The 23622-nt window shown below is 66.5% G+C and carries 23 protein-coding genes; 14 read left to right on the top strand and 9 right to left on the bottom strand.

Going from position 1 to position 23622, the window contains the following annotated elements; translation table 11 throughout:
- Positions 1 to 16: 16 nt before the first annotated feature.
- The 6 genes from ASD28_RS02650 (at position 17) to ASD28_RS02625 (ending at position 7837) form a co-directional block, all read left to right on the top strand.
- Positions 17 to 2104, top strand: a complete 2088-nt coding sequence (locus ASD28_RS02650; RefSeq protein WP_056123480.1) for a hydantoinase/oxoprolinase family protein — start codon at positions 17 to 19, stop codon at positions 2102 to 2104.
- Entirely contained in the window at positions 2104 to 3861 is a 1758-nt protein-coding gene (locus tag ASD28_RS02645) for a hydantoinase B/oxoprolinase family protein (RefSeq protein ID WP_056123478.1), read from the top strand. Before ASD28_RS02650 ends, ASD28_RS02645 begins: the two co-directional genes overlap by 1 nt.
- Positions 3862 to 3865: 4 nt before the next feature.
- Positions 3866 to 4228 (top strand): hypothetical protein, encoded by a 363-nt coding sequence (locus ASD28_RS02640; RefSeq protein WP_056123475.1) that lies wholly within the window; start codon positions 3866 to 3868, stop codon positions 4226 to 4228.
- Positions 4229 to 4237: 9 nt separating this feature from the next.
- Positions 4238 to 5275 carry a GTP-binding protein gene (locus tag ASD28_RS02635; RefSeq protein WP_056123473.1) on the top strand — a complete coding sequence of 346 codons (1038 nt, stop codon included), beginning with the start codon at positions 4238 to 4240 and terminating at the stop codon, positions 5273 to 5275.
- 70 nt (positions 5276 to 5345) lie between these two features.
- Complete coding sequence (locus ASD28_RS02630) at positions 5346 to 6785, top strand: MFS transporter (RefSeq protein ID WP_056123470.1); 1440 nt, start codon at positions 5346 to 5348, stop codon at positions 6783 to 6785.
- A gap of 26 nt (positions 6786 to 6811) precedes the next feature.
- Positions 6812 to 7837 (top strand): porin, encoded by a 1026-nt coding sequence (locus ASD28_RS02625; RefSeq protein ID WP_056123467.1) that lies wholly within the window; start codon positions 6812 to 6814, stop codon positions 7835 to 7837.
- A 265-nt stretch (positions 7838 to 8102) separates the two neighbouring features.
- Here the strand turns inward: ASD28_RS02625 and ASD28_RS32600 are convergent, their stop codons facing one another.
- Both ASD28_RS32600 and ASD28_RS02620 read right to left on the bottom strand, forming a co-directional pair.
- Positions 8103 to 8219, bottom strand: a complete 117-nt coding sequence (locus tag ASD28_RS32600; RefSeq protein ID WP_229411876.1) for a DUF1987 domain-containing protein — start codon at positions 8217 to 8219, stop codon at positions 8103 to 8105.
- A gap of 42 nt (positions 8220 to 8261) precedes the next feature.
- The gene (locus tag ASD28_RS02620; protein WP_371763751.1) at positions 8262 to 9263 is read right to left on the bottom strand and encodes a sulfate ABC transporter substrate-binding protein; all 1002 of its coding nucleotides are present in this window, start codon (positions 9261 to 9263) and stop codon (positions 8262 to 8264) included.
- 274 nt (positions 9264 to 9537) lie between these two features.
- Here ASD28_RS02620 and ASD28_RS02615 point away from each other — a divergent pair, with 274 nt between their 5' ends.
- Together ASD28_RS02615 and ASD28_RS02610 are read left to right on the top strand one after the other, a co-directional pair.
- Positions 9538 to 10437, top strand: a complete 900-nt coding sequence (locus tag ASD28_RS02615; protein WP_056123461.1) for a flagellin — start codon at positions 9538 to 9540, stop codon at positions 10435 to 10437.
- 95 nt (positions 10438 to 10532) lie between these two features.
- Entirely contained in the window at positions 10533 to 11393 is an 861-nt protein-coding gene (locus ASD28_RS02610; RefSeq protein ID WP_056123456.1) for a hypothetical protein, read from the top strand.
- Here the strand turns inward: ASD28_RS02610 and ASD28_RS02605 are convergent, their stop codons facing one another.
- Genes ASD28_RS02605 through ASD28_RS02575 form a run of 7 tightly spaced genes read right to left on the bottom strand, consistent with a single transcriptional unit; the run spans position 11394 to position 17680 of the window.
- Positions 11394 to 13490, bottom strand: coding sequence for a flagellar biosynthesis protein FlhA (locus ASD28_RS02605; RefSeq protein WP_056123453.1), 2097 nt, complete (start codon positions 13488 to 13490; stop codon positions 11394 to 11396).
- Entirely contained in the window at positions 13487 to 14626 is a 1140-nt protein-coding gene (gene flhB / locus ASD28_RS02600; RefSeq protein ID WP_056123451.1) for a flagellar type III secretion system protein FlhB, read from the bottom strand. The genes ASD28_RS02605 and flhB overlap by 4 nt, the downstream gene beginning before the upstream one ends.
- On the bottom strand, positions 14619 to 15398 hold the full coding sequence (fliR, locus tag ASD28_RS02595) for a flagellar biosynthetic protein FliR (RefSeq protein WP_056123448.1): 780 nt from the start codon (positions 15396 to 15398) through the stop codon (positions 14619 to 14621). Before fliR ends, flhB begins: the two co-directional genes overlap by 8 nt.
- Complete coding sequence (fliQ, locus tag ASD28_RS02590; RefSeq protein WP_036235061.1) at positions 15398 to 15667, bottom strand: flagellar biosynthesis protein FliQ; 270 nt, start codon at positions 15665 to 15667, stop codon at positions 15398 to 15400. Before fliQ ends, fliR begins: the two co-directional genes overlap by 1 nt.
- Before the next feature lie 11 nt (positions 15668 to 15678).
- Positions 15679 to 16458: a flagellar type III secretion system pore protein FliP gene (gene fliP / locus ASD28_RS02585; protein ID WP_056123445.1), complete on the bottom strand. Its 780-nt coding sequence runs from the start codon at positions 16456 to 16458 to the stop codon at positions 15679 to 15681.
- Complete coding sequence (locus ASD28_RS02580) at positions 16455 to 16820, bottom strand: FliM/FliN family flagellar motor switch protein (protein ID WP_056123440.1); 366 nt, start codon at positions 16818 to 16820, stop codon at positions 16455 to 16457. Before ASD28_RS02580 ends, fliP begins: the two co-directional genes overlap by 4 nt.
- 5 nt (positions 16821 to 16825) lie before the next feature.
- Positions 16826 to 17680, bottom strand: a complete 855-nt coding sequence (locus ASD28_RS02575) for a FliM/FliN family flagellar motor switch protein (RefSeq protein ID WP_056123642.1) — start codon at positions 17678 to 17680, stop codon at positions 16826 to 16828.
- A gap of 349 nt (positions 17681 to 18029) precedes the next feature.
- Between ASD28_RS02575 and ASD28_RS02570 the strand changes: the two genes are divergently transcribed.
- The 6 genes from ASD28_RS02570 to ASD28_RS02545 are packed head-to-tail and all read left to right on the top strand — an operon-like array spanning position 18030 to position 23608.
- Positions 18030 to 18377: a flagellar hook-basal body complex protein FliE gene (locus tag ASD28_RS02570; protein WP_056123639.1), complete on the top strand. Its 348-nt coding sequence runs from the start codon at positions 18030 to 18032 to the stop codon at positions 18375 to 18377.
- Between the two features lie 16 nt (positions 18378 to 18393).
- A complete protein-coding gene (fliF, locus tag ASD28_RS02565; protein WP_056123437.1) occupies positions 18394 to 20154 on the top strand; it encodes a flagellar basal-body MS-ring/collar protein FliF in 1761 nt (586 codons plus the stop codon).
- A complete protein-coding gene (locus tag ASD28_RS02560; RefSeq protein ID WP_056123433.1) occupies positions 20135 to 21157 on the top strand; it encodes a flagellar motor switch protein FliG in 1023 nt (340 codons plus the stop codon). The genes fliF and ASD28_RS02560 overlap by 20 nt, the downstream gene beginning before the upstream one ends.
- Positions 21154 to 21846 (top strand): flagellar assembly protein FliH, encoded by a 693-nt coding sequence (fliH, locus tag ASD28_RS02555; protein WP_056123431.1) that lies wholly within the window; start codon positions 21154 to 21156, stop codon positions 21844 to 21846. Before ASD28_RS02560 ends, fliH begins: the two co-directional genes overlap by 4 nt.
- Entirely contained in the window at positions 21843 to 23159 is a 1317-nt protein-coding gene (fliI, locus tag ASD28_RS02550) for a flagellar protein export ATPase FliI (RefSeq protein WP_056123428.1), read from the top strand. Before fliH ends, fliI begins: the two co-directional genes overlap by 4 nt.
- Positions 23156 to 23608, top strand: a complete 453-nt coding sequence (locus ASD28_RS02545) for a flagellar export protein FliJ (protein ID WP_056123425.1) — start codon at positions 23156 to 23158, stop codon at positions 23606 to 23608. The genes fliI and ASD28_RS02545 overlap by 4 nt, the downstream gene beginning before the upstream one ends.
- The last annotated feature ends 14 nt before the right edge of the window (positions 23609 to 23622 follow it).

The raw sequence follows: 23622 nt of genomic DNA, 5'->3' as shown, positions 1-23622 counted from the left end.
ACAAGGAGACATCAGCATGACCACGGAAAACACCGCGGGCCACCTGCGCATCGCCGTCGACATCGGCGGCACGTTCACGGACCTGGCGATCCTCAACGAAAAGACGGGCGAGCTGTCGTTCGGCAAGGCGTTGTCCACGCACGGCCAGCTCGTGAACGGCATCCAGAACACGCTCGACAGCGCCGGCGCGCACGTCGAGGACGGCGGCCTGTTCCTGCACGGCTCGACGATCGCGATCAACACGCTGCTGGAGCGGAACGGCGCGAAGACGGCCCTGCTCATCACGCAGGGCTTCCGCGACATCTACGAGATCGGCCGTGTCAACCGTCCGGACGCGTACAACCTGTTCTTTTCCAAGCACGAGCCCCTGATCCGCCGTTCGCTGCGCTTCGAAGTGCCGGAGCGCCTGCTGGCCGACGGCACGGTCTACCGGCCGCTCGACGAGGATGCGGTGCGCGCGCTGGCACGCCAGCTCAAGGACGAAGGCGTGGACGCGGTCGCGGTCCTGCTGCTGCACTCGTACCGCAATCCGGCGCACGAGATCCGGGTGCGCGACATCGTCCGCGAGGAGATCCCCGGCGTGTTCGTCACCGCGTCGCACGAACTGTCGCAGGAATACCGCGAGTTCGAGCGTGTCTCGACGGTGGCGGCCAATGCCTACGTCGGCCCGCGCGTGTCCGCCTACCTGGGCGAACTGGAAGAGCACCTGGACCAGCAGGGCTTCCCGGGCGATTTCTATGCCGTGCAATCGACCGGCGGCCTGTTCCCCCTCGACCACGCACGCCGCGAATGCGTGCGCATGCTGGAATCCGGCCCGGCCGCGGGCGTGATCGGCGCGCAGGCGATCTGCGCCCAACTGGGCCTCGGCGATGCGATCGCGTTCGACATGGGCGGCACGACGGCGAAGGCCGGCGTCATCAACGACGGCAAGCCGCTGACGAGCAGCAGCGCCCTGATCGGCGGTTACGAAAAGGCGCTGCCGATCCAGATCCCGATGATCGACATCTTCGAGGTCGGCACCGGCGGCGGCAGCATCGCGCGCCTGGAAGTGGGCAACGCGCTGCGCGTCGGCCCGCAAAGCGCCGGCTCGATCCCGGGCCCCGTGTGCTACCAGCGCGGCGGCACCGAGCCGACCGTGACGGACGCGAACCTGCTGCTGGGCCGCCTGGACGAACACAACTTCCTCGGCGGCGAAATGCTGCTCGACAAGGACCGTGCCTACCGCGCGATGCAGACGAAGATCGGCGATCCGCTCGATATCGATCCGGTGCGCGCCGCCGACGGCATCCTGCGCATCGCGGTGACCTCGATGTCGCACGCGGTGAAGGCCGTGACGACGGAGCGCGGCCTGGACGCCGGCAGCTTCACGATGGTCGTCTACGGCGGCGCGGGGCCGCTGCACGCCTCCGCCATCGCCCGCGAACTGGGCATCCGCAAGGTGCTGATTCCGTTCGCGCCCGGCTACTTCTCGGCCTATGGCATGCTGTTCTCGGACCTGCGCTACGACTACGTCCGCTCGGTGTTCCGCAAGCTGGACGACGTGTCGTTCGAGGAGATCGAGGCGATCTACGCCGGCATGGAGGCCGAGGGCCGCGCCGCGCTGGCGCAGTCCGCGGTGGCGCCGGAATCCATCGTGATCGAGCGCGCGGCCGACATGCGCTACGTCGGCCAGGAGCATGCCGTCGCCGTGGACCTGCCGACCGAATTCTTCGAGCGCCAGGACCGCGGCGCGATCAAGCAGCGTTTCGACGCCGTCCACAATGTTCGTTACGGTACGTCGGCACCGGGCGAGCCGGCCGATCTCGTGAGCCTGCGCGTCACGGTGCTGGGCGTGATGCGCAAGCCGCCCCGCCACGCCGTCGAGGAAGGCAGCGCCGTGCCGCCGGACGAAGCGCTGCGTGCCCGCAAGGACGTGTACTTCCGCTCGGCCGCCGGCTTCGTCGCCACGCCCGTCTACAAGCGGCACCTGCTGCGCAGCGGGAACCGCATCACCGGACCGGCGCTCGTCGAGGAACACGCATCGACCACCGTCGTGCAACCGGGCGACGAGGTACTCGTCGACGCCTTCGGCAACCTGCAAATTTCCATCGGGAGCGAACTGTAATGAACACGCAAGCACACGCCGCAGAAGCGGTCGATGCCGTCACCGTCGAGATCATCCGCAACGGCCTGATCGCGGTGACGGAAGAAATGAAATCCAACCTCACGCGGACGGCTTACAACCTGATCATCTACGAGGCGCTGGATTTCACCGTGGGCCTGTTCACCGTGGAAGGCGACTCGATCTCCATCGGCCTCGGCCTGCCGATGTTCATCCGCGGCATGAGCGAAACCGTGAAAGCGAAGATCCGCCACTTCGGGCTCGAGAACATCAAGCCGGGCGACATCCTCGTCACCAACGACGCGTACACGACGGGCAGCCACCTGAACCACTTCACGTTCACGATGCCGGTGTTCCACGAGGATGAGCTGATCGGCTTCACCTGCTGCATGGCGCACTGGCTGGACGTGGGCGGCACGCTGGGCCAGATCACGACCGACATCTATTCGGAAGGCATCCAGATCCCGATCGTCAAGTATCGCAAGGAAGGCATCGTCAACCAGGACCTGGTCGACATCATTGCGATGAACGTGCGCCTGTCCGAGCGCGCGATGGGCGACCTGCGCGCGCAGATCACGGCGATCACGACGGGCGAGCGCCGCTACCTGGAACTCGTGCGCCGCTACGGCTGGCAGGCCGTGCGCGCGTCCGTCGTGCAGATCATGGACCATTCGGAAGCGCTGGCCCGCGCCAACACCCTGAGCATCCCGGACGGCGTGTACGAAGCCGAATCGTACATGGACGACGACGGCCTCGAAGTCGGCAAGCGCATCCCGATCCGCGTCAAGGTGGTCGTGCAGGGCGACGAGATGACGGTCGACTTCACCGACGTCGCCAAGCAGGTGCGCGGCTTCTACAACTCCGGCTTCACGACGGGTATCGCCTGCGCCCAGGTCGCGTACAAGTGCCTGACGACGCCGACGGACTATCCCGTCAACGACGGCAGCTTCCGTCCCTTGAAAGTCATCATGCCGATGGGGACCGTGATCAGCGCGGAGCGGCCGTTCCCGATGCGCGTGTGGATGACGTTCCCGATGACGGTGATCGACACGATCTTCAAGGCGCTCGCCCCCGCGATTCCCGACCGCGCGATCGCCGGCCACCACGCCGACCTCGTGTTCCCGAACATCCACGGCATCTCGCCGGAAGACGGGCGCCTGTTCATCGTCGGCATCGGTCCGCTGGGCGGCGGCTGGGGCGCCAAGTCGCGCGAGGACGGCGTGTCGGCCACGGTCTGCATCAATGACGGCGACACCCACAACAGCCCCACCGAGCAGCTGGAGGCGAAATACCCGGTGCTGGTGGAAAGCTACCGGCTGCGCCAGGACAGCGCGGGGGCCGGCCGCCAGCGCGGCGGTCTCGGCGCCGAGATGGTGGTGCAGGCGCTGTCGCCGTTCTCGGTCACGACGCGTATCGACCGCGTCCACTGCAAGCCGTGGGGCCTCGATGGCGGCCATGAAGCGGCGGGCAACGGCATCGGCATCCGCAAGGACGGCGTCTGGGACGAAAGCCATGCGAACGCCAAGGTGTTCAACGTCCGCCTGGCGCGCGGCGATGCGTACAAGATGCTGTCGGGCGGCGGCGGCGGATTCGGCGATCCGGCCGAGCGCGATCCCGCGCTGGTGGCGGACGACGTGCGCGAGGGCTACGTCAGCCGCGAGCAGGCCGCGAGCGCCTACAAGGTGATCGTCGGCGCCGACGGCAAGCTGGATGCCGCGGCCACGGCACGGCTTCGCGGCACCGCGTCCGTCACCGCCTGAGGCCATGATGGAAGCCGCCGCCCACGCCGTATCGGTCGAAGCACGCGAACTGCTCGACATCTGGGACCGCCTGGCACGCCAGCACGTGGCGCTGGCGGGAAGCTGCGCCTGCAGCGCGGGTGGCGTCACGCTGCAGCTGCAGGACTTCGAGCAGGACATCGCCGACTACCTGCTGGGCCAGGCGGAGCGCAACGGCCGCGCGGACGTCGCGGCGATGCTGCGCGAACGGGGCCGCGCGGATGACGGCACCTGGAGCATCGGCGCCCTGCTCGGGGCGCTGGCCGGGGCGCCAGGGGACGACACCTGTGCCTTCCTCGTCGCCCGGCTCGGCAAGACCCTGCGTTCTTTCGCTAAACTCCATGGTTGAGGAACACACATGAGCCCCAACGACAAACCCACGCTGCCGCTGCCCGTCACCGTATTGACCGGCTTCCTGGGCAGCGGCAAGACCACGCTGCTGTCGCACATCCTGCGCGATCCGGCCTTCGCCCGCACCGCGGTCATCATCAACGAGTTCGGCGAAGTCGGGCTCGATCACGACCTGCTCGAACAGACGCGCGAGGAACTCGTCCTGCTGGCGAACGGCTGCGTGTGCTGCACCGTGCGCGGCGACCTGCAGGCCACGCTGGCCCGGCTGGCGCGCGACGGAGCGGCGCACGGCATCGACCGCGTCGTGCTCGAGACGACGGGCCTGGCCGACCCGGCGCCGATCCTGCACACCCTGATGGCCGAACCGTCGCTGCGCGAGCACTTCCGCTTCGACCGGCTGATCACCACGGTGGATGCGGTGAACGGCGCGGACACGCTGGCGCGTCACGACGCGGCACGGCACCAGGTCGCACTGGCCGACCGACTCGTGCTGACGAAGACCGACCTGTCCACGCCGCAGGGACGCGCGGCACTCGAACGCCGGCTGGCCGCACTCAACCCGGGTGCGCCCGTGTGCCCCGCCACCCAGGGCAGGATCGAACCGGAGATCCTGTTCGGCGGCGCGGTCGCGCACGACGCGGCCGACAGCGACGCGTGGATCGCCCGGGCGACCGGGCATGACCATCACGATCACGATCACGATCACCATCACCCTCATCATCACCACGACCACGCCGGGGGCATCCGCTCGCATGCCGTCGTGCTCGACGATCCGGTGTCGTGGCGCGGCTTCCAGGCCTGGCTCGACATGATGACGGCCATGCGCGGTCCGGACCTGTTGCGGGTAAAAGGCATCGTGCACGTGCGCGAGCATCCGGAAGCGCCCATCGTCATCCACGGCGTCCAGCACATCTTCCATCCGCCCCGCAAGCTGGACGCCTGGCCAGGCACGGACCGCCGCACGCGTCTCGTGTTCATCACACGCGGCATCGACCAGGACGACATCGAAGCGACGCTGGCCGTGTTTGCCCACAAGGAGACATGAACCGGTCACATACGCAGAAGCTCCCGTAGGCCGCCCAGACGGCACCACAATCAATAATCACGGAGACAACATGAGCATCGCAAACCAGACAGTCACACCCGAACACCAGTTCGAACCATCGCCCAAGCGCGACCAGAACGTCGCGCAGGCCGCCCCACTGCTCTTCCGGCTCGAGAACGTCCACATGTCGCGCTGGCACACGAAGGCCAGGGTCATCATGGGCAGCGCCACGTTCTTCGACGCGTTCGACGCCCTGTCGCTCGCCTTCGTCCTCCCGGTCCTGATCGGGCTGTGGAAGATCACGCCCGGGCAGGTCGGCCTGCTGATCGCGTCCGGCTACCTGGGCCAGGTCGTCGGTGCCCTGTTCTTCGGCTGGCTCGCCGAGCGCATCGGGCGCGTGCGCAGCGCCGGCATCACGATCGGCCTCATGTCCATCATGAGCATCGGCTGCGCGCTGGCCGGCAACTTCAACATGCTGTTCCTGGCCCGTTTCATCCAGGGGATCGGCGTCGGCGGCGAGGTGCCGGTGGCCGCCACCTATATCAACGAACTGTCGCAGGCGAAGGGCCGCGGGCGCTTCTTCCTGCTGTACGAACTGATCTTCCCGATCGGACTGCTGGGTGCGGCACAAGCGGGCGCGTTCGTCGTGCCCCGCTTCGGCTGGGAGTACATGTTCCTGATCGGCGGCCTTCCCGGCCTGCTGATCTGCCTCCTCGTATTCCGCCTGCCGGAATCGCCGCGCTGGCTGATCGGCCGCGGACGCTACGCGGAAGCGGAGCGCATCATCGCGTCCGTCGAGGCTTCCAGCCGTGGACGCCACCTCGATCCGGCCACGCAGCCGGACGCCTGCGCGGCACGCACCGCGGAACTGGCCCGCACGCTGCAGAACAAGCGCAAGGGGTCGTGGAAGGAACTGTTCTCGCCCGTCTACAAGCGCCGCACGTTCGTCGTATGGGCGCTGTGGGCGAGCGCGTACTTCGTCGCCAACGGCATCAACAACTGGCTGCCCAGTCTCTACAAGACCGTGTACCACCTGCCGCTGCAGGAAGCGCTGCACATGGCATCGCTGTCGAACGTGCTGAGTACCTGCGCCGTCGTCTGCTGCGCACTGCTGATCGACCGTACGGGGCGCCGCCGCTGGGCCATCGGCAGCTTCGTCCTGGCCGGACTGCTGCTCGTCGGCCTGGTCACGCTCGGTACCGACAGCGCCACCCACGTGATGATCCTCGGTTCGGCCGCGTACGCCGTGATGGGCACGACGACAGTGATGCTGTACCTGTACACGCCGGAGATCTATCCGACGCGGATCCGCGCGATCGGTACCGGCCTCGCCACGTCGTGGCTGCGCGCCGCATCGGCGACGGCGCCCGCACTGGTCGGCGTCGTGCTGGCGAAGGACGGCATCAACACCGTGTTCCTCATGTTCGCCGGGATGACCGTCGTCGGCCTCGTCGCGGCCCTCGGCATGATCGAAACCACCAACCGCTCGCTCGAAGAAATCTCGCCCTGAGGCGATAGCCCGCACCCGGAGACACCATGACAATCGAAAACAACAAAGCCGCGCTGGCCGCGGCAGGGGCCCTCGCATGCCTGCTGTGCGCAAATGCGGCCGCACAATCGTCCGTCGAACTCTATGGTTTGATCGGCACCTACCTGGGCAGCGTGAAGCGCAGCGGCGAGCCGCAGGCGGTCACGCAGCTGAACGGCGGTGGCCTGACGACGTCCTTCCTCGGCTTGCGCGGCAGCGAGGATCTCGGATCGGGTAACCGCATCGTCTGGTCGCTGGAAAGCTTCTACCGCCCGGATACCGGTGAGCAGGGCCGCAACGCGACAGACCCGTTCTGGTCCCGCAATGCCTGGGTCGGCGTGGAAGGCAGCTTCGGCAGGCTGACACTGGGCCGGCAGACGAATCCGATGTACCAGCAGATGCTGCAACTGAGCCCGTTCGGCACCTCGGTGGTGTTCTCGCCGCTCGCGACACAGAGCTTCGTCGCGGCGTACGGCAGCAACGTGCTCGGGGACACGGTGTGGAACAACGTGATCCGGTACACGACGCCGCGCGTCGGCGGCGTGCGCGCCAGCATCGACTACGGCCCGGGCGAACAGGCCGGCCGGGCGGGCGTGGCGAACCTGGGCGTGCACGCCGACTACAACGACGGCCCGTGGAGCGCGGCCGTCAGCGCACAGCGGCTGCGCGTCAACATCCTCACGCCGCTGCCGGTGGAACAGAAGGCGTGGATGGCGGGCGTCGCCTACGACTTCGGTCCGGTCAAGGTCTACGGCAATGCCGGCCACGCCGGCATCGACGGCGGGAACACGTCGCGGCTGCTCGATGCCGGGTTGTCGGTCCCGGTGGGCGCGCGGGGCGCGATCCTGCTGGAGAGCGCCCGCACGAGATTGACGCCGGCGCGCGGCGCGAACACGCAACGCCGCACGACGTCGCTCGGCTATGACTACCGGCTGTCCAAACGAACGGACGTGTATCTCATCCACACGGGCGACAAGAAAACCGGCGCGGGCTACGCGGCAACGAACGCGCTCGGCATCCGTCACGCTTTTTGACGGGTTCGATCGGCACTGGAGCGCCGCATGCACCACGGTGCGGCTTCCCGCATGCCTACCCGGGCCGCCCCCCGGCGCCTACACTTTTCCACATCGTGAAGAGAGCAGCCGACATGGGATTCGAACTCGACGAAAAAATCGGTATCACGCGCATCCGCCTCAGCTTGCCCGTATGTGGCCTGACGGTGGTGGCGGCAGGCCAGGCGCCCCGTCCACCGCTTCGAGTACGCCATCCAGTTCACGGACGGCGCTGCAGCGGCTCCCGCTAGTCGCCGCGGTTGAAGGGGAAGCACAGCGCGGCGATCACCAGCACGATGACCAGGAACCATGTCACCCGATCGAGCCAGTCCATGATGGGTCCGTAAAAAGAGAATGCCGGCACGGAAAGCGCCGGCGTCGACGTCAGGCTATCTTACGCCGATGCTTACTTGCCCGGCTGGTACAGCTGGTCGAACGTGCCGCCATCCGCGAAGTGCGTCTTTTGTGCCTTCGTCCAGCCGCCGAACACGTCGTTGATGGTGAACAGGTTCACTTTCGGGAACTGCGCCGCGTATTTCGCGCCGATCGCAGCGTTGATCGGGCGGTAGTAGTTCTTCGCGATGATGTCCTGGCCTTCATCCGTGTACAGGAATTGCAGGTAGGCGTCCGCCACCTTGCGGGTACCGCGCTTGTCGACGACCTTGTCGACGACGGCCACCGGCGGCTCGGCCAGGATGCTCGCCTTCGGCGCGACGATTTCGAATTTATCCGGGCCCAGTTCCTTGATGGCCAGGATCGCCTCGTTTTCCCAGGCGATCAGCACGTCGCCGATGCCGCGTTCGACGAAGGTCGTCGTCGCGCCGCGGGCGCCGGAATCCAGCACCGGCACGTTCTTGAACAGCTTGGCCACGTAGTCGCGCGCCTTCGCTTCATTGCCGCCCGGCTGTTTCAGGGCGTTGCCCCAGGCCGCCAGGTAATTCCAGCGCGCGCCGCCGGACGTCTTCGGGTTCGGGGTGATGACTTGCACGCCCGGCTTGATCAGGTCGTTCCAGTCGTGGATGCCTTTCGGGTTGCCCTTGCGGACCAGGAACACGATGGTCGAGTTGTACGGCGAGCTGTTGTGCTGCAGGCGCTTCTGCCAATCCCTGGCGATCAGGCCGCGCTCGGCGATCTCGTCGATGTCCCAGGCGAGGGCCAGCGTGACGACGTCCGCCTGCAGGCCGTCGATCACGGAGCGGGCCTGCTTGCCCGAACCGCCGTGCGACGCCTTGAAGGTGACGTTGTCGCCGGTCTGGGCCTTGTACCTGGCGGCGAAGGCTTTGCCGACGTCCTGGTACAGCTCGCGCGTCGGATCGTACGACACGTTCAGGAGAGTGATGTCGGCGGCATGCACGGTCGGGGCGATCAGCGCGATGCCGACCAGGGCCTGGATCAGTTTTCTTGACAACATATGGAGGCTCTTTTCGAAAGGTTCTGGAAGGCACAGGTTAAGCACACCCCCTCGAAAGACGAACGAATACTTTCGGTCTTGTATATCCGGTTTACGCATGACAGCCCTGCCATACGTACAACAGTCAAAATGACAACATGAAACCCGCAAAAAAAAATTTAAAAAATTTCCGCTCGGCATTTAATGACGGACGTGAAATGGTCGTCCTGTACTTGTGAGAGCGCGAGATGCGCAACCTCCCAACAGTATCCAAGCCATTAGGAGCCATATCATGCTGAGCCTTCACACCAACGTCGCATCGCTTTCCGCACAAAATTCGCTGAGCCGCACCCAGAGCTCGCTGTCGACCTCGATGACCCGCCTGTCGACCGGTTACCGCATCAACTCGGCAATGGACGACGCTGCCGGCCTGCAGATCGCCACCCGCCTGAAATCCCAGAGCAGCGGCATGGCCGTCGCCATGCGTAACACCCAGAACTCGATCTCGATGCTGCAGACCGCCGACGGCGCGCTGAACGAAGTCACCAACATCCTGACCCGCATGAAGGACCTGGCAACCCAGGCCGCCGACGGTTCCTCGTCCGACGACGACAAGAAAGCGATGGACAAGGAGTACAACTCGCTGACCGACGAACTTTCGAACATTTTCTCGAACACCAAATTCGGCGGCACCGAGCTGCTGTCGACCAGCGCGAACGGCAAGCTGAACGCCGCCGCCGGCATCACCTTCCAGATCGGTGCCGACAGCTCGGAAAAAATGACGGCGAACTTCGACACCGAACTCTCCGCGGCCGGCGGCGTGACCGACTCGATCACGACGGCGACCACCGGTTTCGTCTCGAACGCCGCCGGTGCGCCGATCGCCGCGTCGACCGGTTCGATCCTGTTCACCGACGCCAACACTGCGATCGGCAGCCTGAACACGGCCATCGACGCCGTCTCGACCCTGCGTTCGAAGCTGGGCGCCGTGTCGAACCGCCTCGACCACGTCTACAACAACCTGTCGAACATCTCGAGCAACACGCAAGCCGCTACCGGCCGCATCATGGACGTCGACTTCGCGACCGAGTCGTCGAGCATGACTTCGAACCAGATGCTGATGCAAGCTGGTACCGCCATGCTGAAGCAGACCAACAGCATGTCGTCGATGGTCATGTCCCTGCTGCAGTAATCGCAGGGCCAGTAATGGCCACCCCGGGCTAGTCCAGCCGGAATCCGCAAGAGGCCAGCCACAAGCTGGCCTTTTCACTTTACACTGCCGAGATCATGGCCAGTCTATCCATCCCCGCCCTTCCGCCACCCGTCATCCCGGCGAGCGCGCCCGGCACCCTGCCGGCCACGCCGGTCGGTGCGGTCGCGGCCGCCGTCCCGGTCGCCTTGCTGCAGGCCGAGCTCGAGGCAATCCCGCTGCCGCTGCCTGCCGCGCAGCCGGCACCCGCGCTGCCCGCCGGCGATGCCCTGCCCGATGCCGCGGCGATGCGTCCCGACCAGGTCGTGATGGCGCGCCAGCTCACCTGGCCGCGTCCGGACGGCGGTGCGCTCGCCACGTCGTGGCGCGGGATGGTGCGCAACTATGGCACCCAGCTCGTCACGCGCGCGGTGCAGGCGTCCCGGCAACAGTCGGGCCAGTCGCTGCCGGGCGCGCTGCTGCAGAGCGGGCTGGATGCGCGCGTGCTGCGCCAGGCCGATCTCGCGACCCTGCCGCCCGACGCCTGGCGGTTCACCGTGCATGCGGGTGGACCGCAGGCACAGCACCTGCGCGTGATCGGGGAAGAGGAACAATCGCAAAAACCGCAGCGCCGCCGGCGCCGTGCCGCGCTGCGCCTGGAACTGGTGCTGGCCGACGGCACCGTCGTCACGGTGCAGGCGGAGCCGCTGGCCGATGGGGTCATGCTCGAACTGTGCACGCTCGACCCGGGCACCCTGCTGCACCTGCGCGCCCTGCAGCCGCAGCTGGAAGACGCCGTGCGCCGCTCGGGCCTGCGCGTACTCGGCTGGACCTGGAACGACACCCTGCCGGAAGGCCGGGTGCACGCGCGCCTGCCGTCGACCGAGGCGGCGGCCGCCCTCAGCCTGCCCGTGTTCCGCGCGATGGCGGAACTGGCGCTACTGCTGCCGGCGGCGTAATCAGCCGACCGTGCCGATGATCGAGACTTCCCGGTTCTCGGGAATCTCGTTATACGACAGCACGTGCAGCCCCGGCGCGAACAGGCGCGCGTAGCGGGCCAGCAACGGGCGGATCTGCGGGAGCACCAGGAGCAGCGGCGGCGTATGATGCTGCTTCATCTGCTCGCGCGCCACCGGCATGTTCAGCTGCAGTTGCTGCAGCAGCTGAGGATCGATCGGATAGTTGTCCAGCACGACCTTGCCGCCGTTGCTCTGGCGCGCCTGGTTCAGGGAACCGAGCAGCATGTTTTCCAGCTCGCCCGACAGGTTAAACGCGGGCATGTCCTTCTTCTTGCCGTACAGGCCGGACACGATCTGGCGGCGCAGCGCGCAGCGCACCTCGGCCGCGAGCAGGATCGGATCCTTCGTCGTTTCCGAGCTGTCCAGCAAGGTGGTCGCGATCACGACGATGTCCTTCAGCGACACGTTCTCGGCCAGCAGCACGCGGAACACGCGCAGGAGCTGCGTGTGCGTGAGCGCCTTGTCCAGCGCACCGGCCAGCTTCGGCGACAGCGCGGTGAGGCGTTCCATCAGCGCCGGCACGTCCTCGTGGCGGAACAGCTCCGCCATGTAGTCGCGCGCGACCTTGGACGTGTGCGTGGCGATCGCGCTCGGCACCTCGACGACCTGGTAGCCCTGCCCCAGCGCGTGTGCCTTCTGCTCCGGATCGATCCACGTGACGGCCATGCCGAACGCCGGTTCGATGCCGGGGATGCCGTCGATGTCGCCGTACACGTTCGGCGACGGGATCGCCATCAGGCATTCCGCCACGACCTCGCCCTCGGCCACGACGGTGCCGTTGATCGCGATCGCGTACTGGTTCGGGCGCAGCGTCAGGTCGTCGCGCACGCCGATGGGCGGCAGCAGCAGGCCCATCTGCTCGGACAGGCTCTGGCGCACGCCCTTGATCCGTTTGGTCAGCACCTCGCCCTGGGCCTTGTCGACCAGGTGCACGAGCTTGTAGCCGACGGTGATCGAGATCGGCTGCACGACGGGCAGCTGCTGCCAGTCGAGTTCCGGCACGCGGTCGTCGCGCAGCGCGGCCTCGATGGCGGCCACGCCCGATTCGCCCGGCGGCTTCACGTCTTCGCGCGCCAGCTTCCAGGCGACGTAGCCGATGGCCGCGGCGAACGCCATGAAGAACAGCGACGGCATGCCCGGCACCATCGCCAGGATCAGCATCACGCCGGCGGCCGAGTACAGGACCGAGGGGTTGGCCAGCAACTGGCCGCCGACCTGCTGCTCGAAGTCGCCCGAGTCGCTGATGCGGGTGACGAGGATCGCCGCCGCGGCCGACAGCAGCAGCGCCGGCACCTGGGCCACGAGGCCGTCGCCGATGGTCAGCAGCGCATACTGGCGGAAGGCATCGCCGAACGACAGGTCGTGCATCACCGCACCGATCGCGACGCCGCCGATCATGTTGATGAGCAGGATGAGGATCGACGCGATCGCATCGCCGCGCACGAACTTGGAGGCGCCGTCCATCGCGCCGTAGAAGTCCGCTTCCGCCGCCACTTCCTTGCGGCGCAACTGCGCCTGTTCCTGGTTCACGAGGCCCGCGTTCAGGTCGGCGTCGATCGCCATCTGCTTGCCGGGCAGCGCGTCCAGCGTGAAGCGCGCGGACACTTCGGAGATACGTTCCGAACCCTTCGTCACGACGACGAAGTTGATGATCATGAGGATCACGAAGACGACGATACCGACGACGAAGTTACCGCCGATGACGACGTTGCCGAAGGCTTCGATCACGTGACCCGCCGCGCCCGTGCCCTCGTGGCCGTGCAGCAGCACGACCCGCGTGGACGCCACGTTCAGCGCCAGGCGCAGCAAGGTGGTGCCGAGGATGACGGTCGGGAAGACCGAGAAGTCCAGCGGCCGCCTGGTCGAGACGGACGTCAGGATCACGATCAACGCCAGCACGATGTTGAACGTGAACAGCACGTCCAGCACTGCGGGCGGCAGCGGCAGCATGATCATCGCCAGGAGCGTCAGCAGGAACGCCGGCGTGGCGATCTTCTGGCGGCGCAGCTCGAGCATCAAGCTGTTCAGGAAATTCATGTCGGGGATACCTCACTCAAAGCGGCCGGCACGGCCACGTCACTCGGGAACCGCGGGGCGGCCTGGCGCCGGCCCGCACGGAACGCATTCAATTGCAGCACGTAGTTCAGCACCTGCGACACCGCCTGGTACAGCGCGGCGGGAATCTGCTGCTGCACCTGGCTGGTGTTGTAGATGGCACGTGCCAGCGGCGGCAAGGCGATCGTCTCGATCTGGTGCTTCGCCGCGACGGAGCGGATGTACAGGGCCATCTCGTCGATGCCCTTCGCCACCACGAACGGCGCTTCCGCACGCTTGGTGTCGTACTTCAGCGCGACCGCGTAGTGCTCGGGATTCACGATCACCACGTCGGCGGTCGGCACCGTCTTGTTTACGTTGCGGCGTGCCATCTGCTGCTGCAGCTGGCGGATGCGCGCACGGATCTCGGGCTTGCCCTCGGTGCTCTTGTATTCTTCCTTCACTTCCTGCTTGCTCATGCGCTGGCTGCGCGCGAACAGGAAGGCCTGCAGCGGCACGTCGATCAGCGCGAACAGCACGAACACGGTGACGAGCGCCATCAGGCCGTCGAACATCATGCTGGCGCCGTGCAGCAGCGCGTCCGACAGCGGCATGCGCTGCAGGTTGACCCACGCCGACAGCGCCGAGCGCACGACGTGCACCAGCACCACGGCGAGCAGCGCGGCCTTGGCCACCGACGTCGCGAACGTCGTCCAGTGCTTGCCGGAGGCCAGGTTGCCGAGGTTCTTCACCGGCGAGAAGCGGTCGAACTTCGGCACCAGGTTGCTGGTCGAAACGGCCCAGCCGCCCGGCACCAGGCTCGCGGCGACGATCGCGAGCGGCACGGCGGCGAGCGGCAGCACCATCTTCACGAGCAGCACGGCGGCGCCGCTCCATACGACGGTCATCGCGTTTTCCATCGAGCCGGCCGCGCCCAGCGGCGCGTACACGAGCCGGAACAGCGACCGGAACGATTCCAGGTAGCCGGGCAGCAGGAACGCGAACAGCTTCAGGCTCACCAGGATCCCGACCGCGGTGGCCAGGTCCTTCGAGCGGACGACGTGGCCCTGCTCGCGCGCCTTCTTGAGCTTCTGGGCTGACGCCTTTTCCGACTTGTCGCCGCCGGTATTGTCAGCCATGCGCCGCCCCCATCTGCTGCTGCAGCATCTCCAGCACCTGGTTCGTCATCTGCACATAGTGTTCCGGGATGAAGCGCACGACCTGCACCAGCATCATCAGGCCGAACAGCGTCACCAGCGAAAAGCCCAGCGAGAACAGGTTCAGCGACGGCGCGACCCGGTTCAGGAAGCCGAAGCCGATCTGCACGACCATCGTCGAAAACACGATCGGGAGCGCGAGCAGGATCGCGGCCGAGAACACCCAGCCCACGTTCAGCGCCACCGTCTCCAGCAGGAGACTGTTGTAGCCGCCGCCGACCGGCCACGCCTTGAAGCTCTGGCCCAGCACGCCCGCGAGCACGAGATGGCCGTCGACGGCGAAGAACACGAGGATCGCGACGATGCCCAGCAGGCCCGAGATCACGTCCGACTGCTGGCCGTTCATGGGGTCGTTCATCTGCGCCATCGAGAAGCCCACCTGGCTCGAGACGAGGAAGCCGAGCATGTTCACGACGGCCATCGTCAGTTGCAGGGCGAGACCGATCACGCCGCCGATCACGGCCTGCTCGATCATCACGACGACGCCGGCCAGCGAGAACGGATCCGGCATGACGGCGCCTTTCGTCAGCGGCAGCATCAGGAACGCGAGCACCACGGACAGCAGCGCGCGCACCGGTACCGGCACCAGCGCGTCGCCGATGACGGGAGCCGTCGACAGCAGCGCCATCACGCGGCAGAACGGCCACCACAGCGCGCTGATGAACGGCAGCAGCAGGTGAGACACTTCCAGCATCAGCCGACCAGGGTCGCGGCGCGCTGGAACACGCTCACGCAATAGTCCATCAGTTTGCCGGTCATCCAGTGACCGGCGAGGATCAGGGCCACCAGCGTGACGAGGAGACGCGGCAGGAAGCTCAGCGTCTGCTCGTTGATCTGGGTGGCGGCCTGCACGAGGGCGACGATGACGCCGGCCACGAGGCCCGGCACCACCAGCACCATCACGAGCAGCATCACCAGCTGCAGGGCTTCGACGACGAAGTCGACGGCGATATCAGGAGTCATGTGAATGAATGCTAGATGCCGTGGATGCTGCCGACCAGCGTATTCACGGTCAGGGTCCAGCCATCGACGAGCACGAACAAGAGGAGCTTGAACGGCAGCGAGATGACGAGCGGCGAGAGCATCATCATGCCCATCGCCATCAGCACCGACGACACCACGAGGTCGATGATCAGGAACGGAATGAACAGCATGCAGCCGATCTGGAACGCGCTTTTCAACTCGGACAGCACGAAAGCGGCCAGCTTCACGGTGAAGCCGCGGTCCATCGGCTTCATCTCGGCCGGCTCGCCCGCCAGGTGCGCGATCTGGGCCAGCGCGGTCTTGCTCGTCTGGGCCAGCATGAAGCGCGACAGCGGTACCTCGGCGATCTTGAGCGCCTGCTCGAGCGAGATCTTGTCCTTGTCGTACGGGACGAATGCCTCGTTCCACACCTGCTCGCCGATGGGACGCATGACGAGCAGGGTCAGGATCAGGGCGACGCCGGTGATGATCCGGTTGGGCAGGCCCTGCTGCAGGCCCAGGGCCTGGCGCAGCAGCGACAGCACGATCACGAAGCGGGTGAAGCTGGTCATCATCATGACCATCACGGGCAACAGCCCGAGGATGGTCATCAGGACCAGGATCTGCGACTTCACCGTGAGGCCGCTGGACGAGCCGGGGATCACGCCGGGCAGCACGTCCGGTGCGGCCCATGCGCCTGCGCTGGCCAGCAAAAGAACGGCGCCCGCGATGGCGGGCGCAAAACGGTGCAAGGTGTGAGCCACCCCGGCACCGCGGCGTTGCAACGTCATGACGCGATCAGGTCCAGGTTGAGGCCGTCCAGATCGATCACCTTCAGGCCGTACTGCTCGCCCGCGACGACCACTTCGGCGCGCCCGATGGCGGCGCCGTTGACCTTGATGACGAGCGGCTCGCCCGCCATGGCGTCGAGCGGCAGCACGCTGTCCGGGCCGATCGCCATCAGTTCCTGCAGCGAGATGCGGGCCGAACCCACTTCCAGCGTCAGCGTCACCGGGATGCGGCGCATCATCTGCGGCAGGCGCGGCGCGGCTTTCGGTGCCGCTGCCGCGCTTTGCTTACCTTCTGCGGCTTCATCCGCCAGCTCGTCGTCGATGAGGATGTCGTCACCGGCGAATTGATCGTTCAGGTTCATATTGATTACTCGGCGTCTTCAAAAGAGGTTAAACACAGCTTGCCTTTGTGCTCGGCGACGGCGGCGGTAAACAACCGCGCCTCGTCGAGCAGGACGTCGGCCCGGCCCACGTTCACCGGAATCACGTCGCCCACCTTCAGGTCGAACAGTGCGCCCAGGGTGATTTCCTTGCTGACCAGGCGGCCGTCCAGTTTGACCTGGAGCTTGGTCGCAAGGGGCTCGGCCGGACCGCGCGCGGCGGCCGGACGGCCAGTTTCCGGGCGCAGCGTGCCCAGGATCATGGCCATCAGCTGCTGGTCGGGCGCGATCCAGAACTGGCCGGTGTTGTCGTTGTTATCACGGACCTGCAGGCGCAGGGCCCAGTTGCTTTCGCCGGGCATTGCCGAAGGCACCACGGCATTGGCCTGGATGGGCCACGGGGCCACCTCCATTGCCACATTGACAGCGACGCGTGCATACAACAGATCCACCATTTGTTGCGTCAGTACGACGCCTAATCTTTCTTCGGTGGCCGTCACGCGCTCGGTTTGCGGGTCCCGCTGAGTTGCGCCGGCGCTACGTCCACCGTAGCGTCGCTCCAACAGTGTCAGTAATAAACCACGCTCGAACGTCACCGCGACGGTGCCCAGCGCACCCAATACGGCCATCCAGCGCAGGCTCGTTTCTTGCGGCACGCGGCCGAATTCAACGGTTTCGAGACGCCATCCGGCCCAGTAACGGCGTGCGCTGCCCTGCATGGCAGTGTCCAGGTCTTCCTGGAGACGCGCCGCAAACTGGGGCAGCAGATGTACCGGACGCCCTAGAAGACAGGGGTCGAGCACTTGGTGCTGCAGGGTGGTGTCGGGGTTTGCAATCGGCATGGTCAAGTTAAAAAAATGATAAGCAGAGATGCTTTCTTTTCATTCCTCTGGGCAACAATTATACCCGGGAAATTGTGTCACGCCATTTGATTTTCCCCTTTGAATTCGCCATTGCCCTACGGTAAGATGCTGTCACTGCGCTGGGGAAATCAAACTACACTCTGGGGATCGGACGAAACCGCTGCTATTCTCCTCGGTTCCGCGAGAGAAACCAAGCCACAGTATGACACTAAGAATTTAACAATTTTCTAAATGTCAACGTTTCTTGCAGAAAATGTAACAGCCGCAGGCGAAGCAAGATTGACTAAAAGTTACAACCGCAAACTTAAGCATGGGAGCGATGAACACGATGGGAACTGAACTTGCCGGCCTGATCCGGGCCGACCTGGCAGCCCTCACCAACGATGCCAACCGCCTCGCCGTCGTGGCGCCTGCGGTCGATGGCGGCCACCCCACCCTGGGCGATGGCAACGGCGGCTTCTCCTTCGCGCAGAGCATGAAGAATGCTCTCGTCAGCGTGGACCAGGACCAGCAGGTGGCCAACCAGAAGATGGCCGACGTGGACAGCGGCAAGAGCGACGACCTGGTCGGCGCCATGCTGTCGTCGCAGCAGGCCAACCTGTCCTTCTCCATGCTGATGCAGGTCCGCAACAAGGTGATGGGCGCCGTCGACGAGCTGATGAAGCTGCCGGTGTAACGGGAACGAACCGATCGTGATTGCTACTCTCAAGTCCGCCATCGGCGGCAAGCGCCTGGCCCTGCCGCCCGCGCTGACCAAGAACCTGACCCCGATGCTGGTGCTGGCCATCGGCATCACCGCGGCCGTCATGCTGTACATGTGGAACGACCAGGCCGGCTACAAACCGGTGTTCGGCGCCCACGAGAAAGTCGTCGCCAGCGACATGATGAGCGTGCTCGACGCCGAACACGTGCCCTACCGCATCCACCCGGATTCGGGCCAGGTCATGGTGCCGACCGGCCAGCTGGGCAAGGTCCGCATGCTGCTGGCCGCCAAGGGCGTCACCGCGCAGCTGCCGGCCGGCCTGGAGCTGATGGACAAGAACGACCCGCTGGGCGTGTCGCAATTCGTGCAGGACGTGCGCTTCCGCCGCGGCCTGGAAGGCGAGCTGGCGCAGTCGATCCTGACCCTGGACGCCATCGCCTCGGCGCGTGTGCACCTGGCCATCGCCAAGTCCTCGTCGTTCGTCGCCAGCGACGGCGACAAGTCGTCCGCCTCCGTCGTGGTGGCGGTCAAGCCGGGCCACACGCTGTCGAACGAACAGATCGCCGCGATCGTCAACATGGTCTCGGGCAGCGTCGCGGGCCTGGCGCCGGCGCGCGTGTCGCTCGTCGACCAGAACGGCAACTACCTGTCGTCGCGCGTGGACCTGACCGAAGGCTTCGACGGCGCCGCCCAGGGCGATGCCGCCGCCAAGCGCTACCAGGATGAAGCGCGCGCCAACGTGGCCGGCCTGCTCGGCCCCGTGCTCGGCGCCGACAACTTCAAGGTCAGCGTGACGGCCGACGTCGACAACGACAAGATCGAGGAAACGCAGGAGAAATACGGCGAAGCGCCGAAAGTCACCAGCGAAGCGATGCGCGAGGAGATGGAAAAGAGCCGCATGGCGCTGGGCGTGCCGGGCACGCTGTCGAACCGTCCGCCGGTCGCCGCCAATCCGCCGGCCGATCCGAACGCCGCTGCCAACGGCGCCGCCGCCGACCCGAACGCCAAGGCGGACGACGGTAGCGCCCGCAAGAACGCGACGACGCGCCAGTACGCCTACGACCGCGCCATCACGCAGATCAAGCGCTCGCGCGGCCGCCTGAAGAAGCTGTCGGTGGCGGTGGTGCTGAACAACGCCAAGGCCGCGACGCCGAAGACGGGCTGGACCCCGGCCGAGATCGCCAACATCGACAAGATCCTGCGCGGCGGCCTCGGCATCGACGCCACCCGTGGCGACGTGCTGACGGTGTCCGCGCTGTCGTTCCCGGCCCCGGTCGCGGTCGAGCCGTGGTACCAGGAGCGCGACAACATCGTCGACATGGTCCGCTACGGCATGGTTGCGCTGGGCGCCCTGCTCGGCTGGCTGCTGGTCCTGCGTCCGCTGATGCGCATGCTGAACCAGCGCGTCGCCCCGCAGCCGGCAGCGGCAGCGGCAGCCGCCGCGCCGACCCTGGCGACCGTCCAGGCCGGCGCCAGCAACGCCCTGCCGGGCGCCGTGCACAGCGCCGGCGCGCTGCCGGCCCCAGGCGCCACCGCGGCGGCGGCCCTGCCGGGCGAAACGACGGCAGCATCGACCGGCGGCACGCTGCCGGTCCAGGCGCTGCTCGAAGAATACGATTTGCCCCCGGCCGGCTCGGCCGTGGATGTGATGGTCGACCACCTGAAAGTACTGGCGGGCAAGGAGCCGGAGCGGGTGGCGGAAGTGGTCAAACAATGGGTGCAAAAGAAAAATGGCGGATCTGAACAATAACGACGTGCAAGAAGCAGTGCTGAGCCCGGTCGAACAGGCCGCAATCGTATTGCTGTCCATCGGTGAAGAACCGGCTGCGGCCGTTCTGCGCTGCCTCGAACGCGAGGAATTGATCGAGCTGACCCAGGTGATGAGCCGCATGAGCGGCATCAAGGTCGACGCCGTGAAGAACTCGATCCAGAAGTTCTTCGACGACTACCGCCAGCAGAGCGGCCTGCACGGCGCTTCGCGCAGCTACCTGAAGCGTTCGCTCGACCTGGCCCTGGGCAGCGAGATCGCCAATTCCGTGCTCAACACGATCTACGGCGACGCTATCCGCCCGATGATGGCGCGCCTGCAGTACGCATCGCCGAAGTGGCTGGCCGACTACATCGCCGCCGAACACGTGCAGATGCAGGCCGTGTTCCTCGCCTTCCTGCCGCCCGCGCTGGCCGGCCAGATCATCGATGCGCTGCCGGAAGGCAGCCGCGAGATGGTCCTGCTGAACCTGGCGCGCCTGGAAGAGATCGACCGCGACCTGCTCACCGAGCTGGAAGAGCTGGTGCAGCGCTGCCTGTCCGCACTGGACACGCAGAGCGCCACCGTGGAAGGCGTGCGCCAGGCGGCGGACATCCTGAACCGCCTGCCGAACAACCGCGCCACGATGGTCGAGCTGCTGCGCGCGCACGATCCGGATGTCGTGTCGAAGATCGAGATGTCGATGTACGACTTCTTCATCCTGTCGAAACAGACCGAACAGACGATCACCCGCCTGCTCGACGAGATCCCGCTGGAGCAGTGGGCGATCGCGCTCAAGGGTGCCGAACCCGCGCTGCGCGACGCGCTGCTCGGCGCGATGCCGAAGCGCCAGGCACAGAGCTTCGAGGATCTCATGAAGCGTTCCGGCCCGGTGCCGATGTCGCGCATCGTGCAGACGCGCCAGGAGATCATGGCGCAGGTCAAGGAGCTCGTCGACAACGGTGAGATCGAGGTCCAGCTGTTTGCCGAGGCGACTGCCGAATGAAGCAGTTCCGGCCCTATCACTTCCCGCCGCTGGCGCAGTTCATCGCCGCCGGCGCGGCCAAGGGCGCGCAATCGTCCTCCTCCGCCACGCCGACCGAGGACTGGCAGAGCGCGGTGGCCGACGGCTATCGCCAGGGCCAGCGCGAAGGCTATGAAGTCGGCCTGGACGAAGGCCGTGCCGACGGCTATGACGCGGGCCATGCCGAAGGCGTGGAACGCGGCATCGCCGAAGGCCGCCAGCAGGCGCTGGCCGAACTGGAGCAGATGGCCAAGCCCGTCGACGCCATGCTGCGCAGCCTGAAGAAGATGAAGACCGAATTCCGCAACGCCCAGCGCAAGGAAGTGGTGGACCTGGTCGGCAAGATCGCGCGCCAGGTGATCCGCGCCGAGCTGGCGCTGCAACCCGTGCAGATGCTGAACCTCGTCGACGAGGCGCTGGCCGCGATGCCGCCCACGCGCGACGAGGTGGAAGTGTTCATGAATCCGGAAGAACTCAAGCGCATCCAGGAACTCGATCCTAAGCGCGCCAAGAAGTGGAACCTGATGTCCGATCCTGCCCTGGACCTGGGCGAGTGCCGCGTGCGTGCGGGCGACCATGAAGTGGACGCCGGCTGCCAGAACCGCCTCGCCGCCTGCATGACGCAAGTCCGCGAAAGCCTGGACGCGACCGCGAAGGAGGACGCCGAGTGAGCGCACTGGCCGAAACCCTGCGCGCACTCGAGATCAAGGCTCCGCCGGTCGCGACGCCCACCGGGCGCCTCGTCGCGGTGCAGGGCCTGCTGCTCGAAAGCGTGGGCTGCCGCCTGCACACCGGCCAGCGCTGCCGCGTCGAGACCGTCGACGGCTCGTGGCTCGACGCGCAGGTCGTGGGCTTCCGCGACAAGGTCACGTACCTGATGCCGTTCAAGCAGGCCGACGGCCTCGTGACCGGCGCGCGCGTGCTGCCGGCCACGGGCCCGTCCAGCATCCAGATCGGCCCCTCGTGGATGGGCCGCATGGTGAACGGCCTGGGCGAACCGATCGACGGCCGCGGCAAGCTGGGTGGAGAGGAAACCCTGTCGACGACGCCGCCGAAGGTCAACCCGCTGCGCAAGGCCCCGGTGGAAGAACCGCTGGACGTCGGCGTGCGCGCGATCAATTCGATGCTCACGATCGGCAAGGGCCAGCGCGTCGGCCTGATGGCCGGTTCCGGCGTGGGCAAATCCGTGCTGCTCGGCCTGATCACGCGCCAGACCGTGGCCGACGTGATCGTCGTGGGCCTGATCGGCGAGCGTAACCGCGAGGTGCGCGAGTTCATCGAGAAGTCGCTCGGCGCGGAGGGTTTGCGTCGAGCCGTGGTCGTGGTGGCGCCGGCCGACGAAAGCCCGCTGATGCGCGTGATGGCGACGGAACTGTGCCACTCGATCGCGGCGCATTTCCGCGACCGCGGCCAGAACGTGCTGCTGCTGTGCGATTCGCTGACGCGCTACGCGATGGCGCTGCGCGAAGTGGCGCTGTCGCTGGGCGAGCCGCCGGCCACGCGCGGCTACCCGCCGTCGGTGTTCTCGAACCTGCCGCAGCTCGTCGAATCGGCCGGCAACGGCGAAAACGAACAGGGCAGCATGAGCGCCATCTACACCGTGCTGGCGGAGGGCGACGACCAGCAGGACCCGGTCGTCGACAGCGCCCGCGCGATCCTCGACGGCCACATCGTGCTGACGCGCGAACTGGCCGAACGCGGGCACTACCCGGCGATCGACGTGGCGCAATCCATCAGCCGCTGCATGGCGCAGGTGGTGACGCCGGAACACGCCCAGGCGGCGCGCAAGCTGAAGGCCGCGCTGGCGAAGCATGCGCGCGTGCGCGACCTGATCCCGCTCGGCGCCTACCAGCCGGGCGCCGATCCGGAAACCGACCGCGCCGTGAAGCTGAACCCGCACATCGAGGCGTTCCTGTGCCAGGGCACGCGCGAAGACGCGCCGTTCGCGGCCTGCGTCGACCAACTGAAAGCGATGATGGCATGAGCAAGCGCGAGACGATCACCAGCCTGGACACGCTCGTACGCGTGCGCAGCACCGAAGTGGAACGCATGCAGACGGCGCTGGCGAAGAAGGAGGCGACGCGCGTGCGCTTCCAGGCCAGCGTGGAGCGCCTGACGGCGCTGGCGGAAGGCAGCGGCCCGTCGGGGCAGCCGGCCGGCGCGCGCGCGCTGTCGCCGGCGCTGGCCATCAACTGCGGCAATTACAAGCAGGCCGTGTTCGCGCTGGCGGATACGCACCGGACCGACCTGCAGTTGCACGAGGCCGACATGGCCGTCGCGCAGAAGCATCTGGCCCAGGCCTGGACGCGGCGCGAGCTGCTGGGCAAGGTGCTGGAGCAACACGAGGTCGCGTATGCGCGTGCGCAGGAACGCACGCAGCGCAAACGCGAAGACGAGATCGCCACGCAGTCGTGGCTGGCAAAGAACGCATAAGCAGGAGAACCGAT

It is taken from the genome of Massilia sp. Root133 (assembly GCF_001426525.1).
Lineage (GTDB): Bacteria > Pseudomonadota > Gammaproteobacteria > Burkholderiales > Burkholderiaceae_D > Telluria > Telluria orientalis.
Note: the sequence above shows the minus strand (reverse complement) of the source record. Positions and strands in the feature narration are given on the sequence as shown.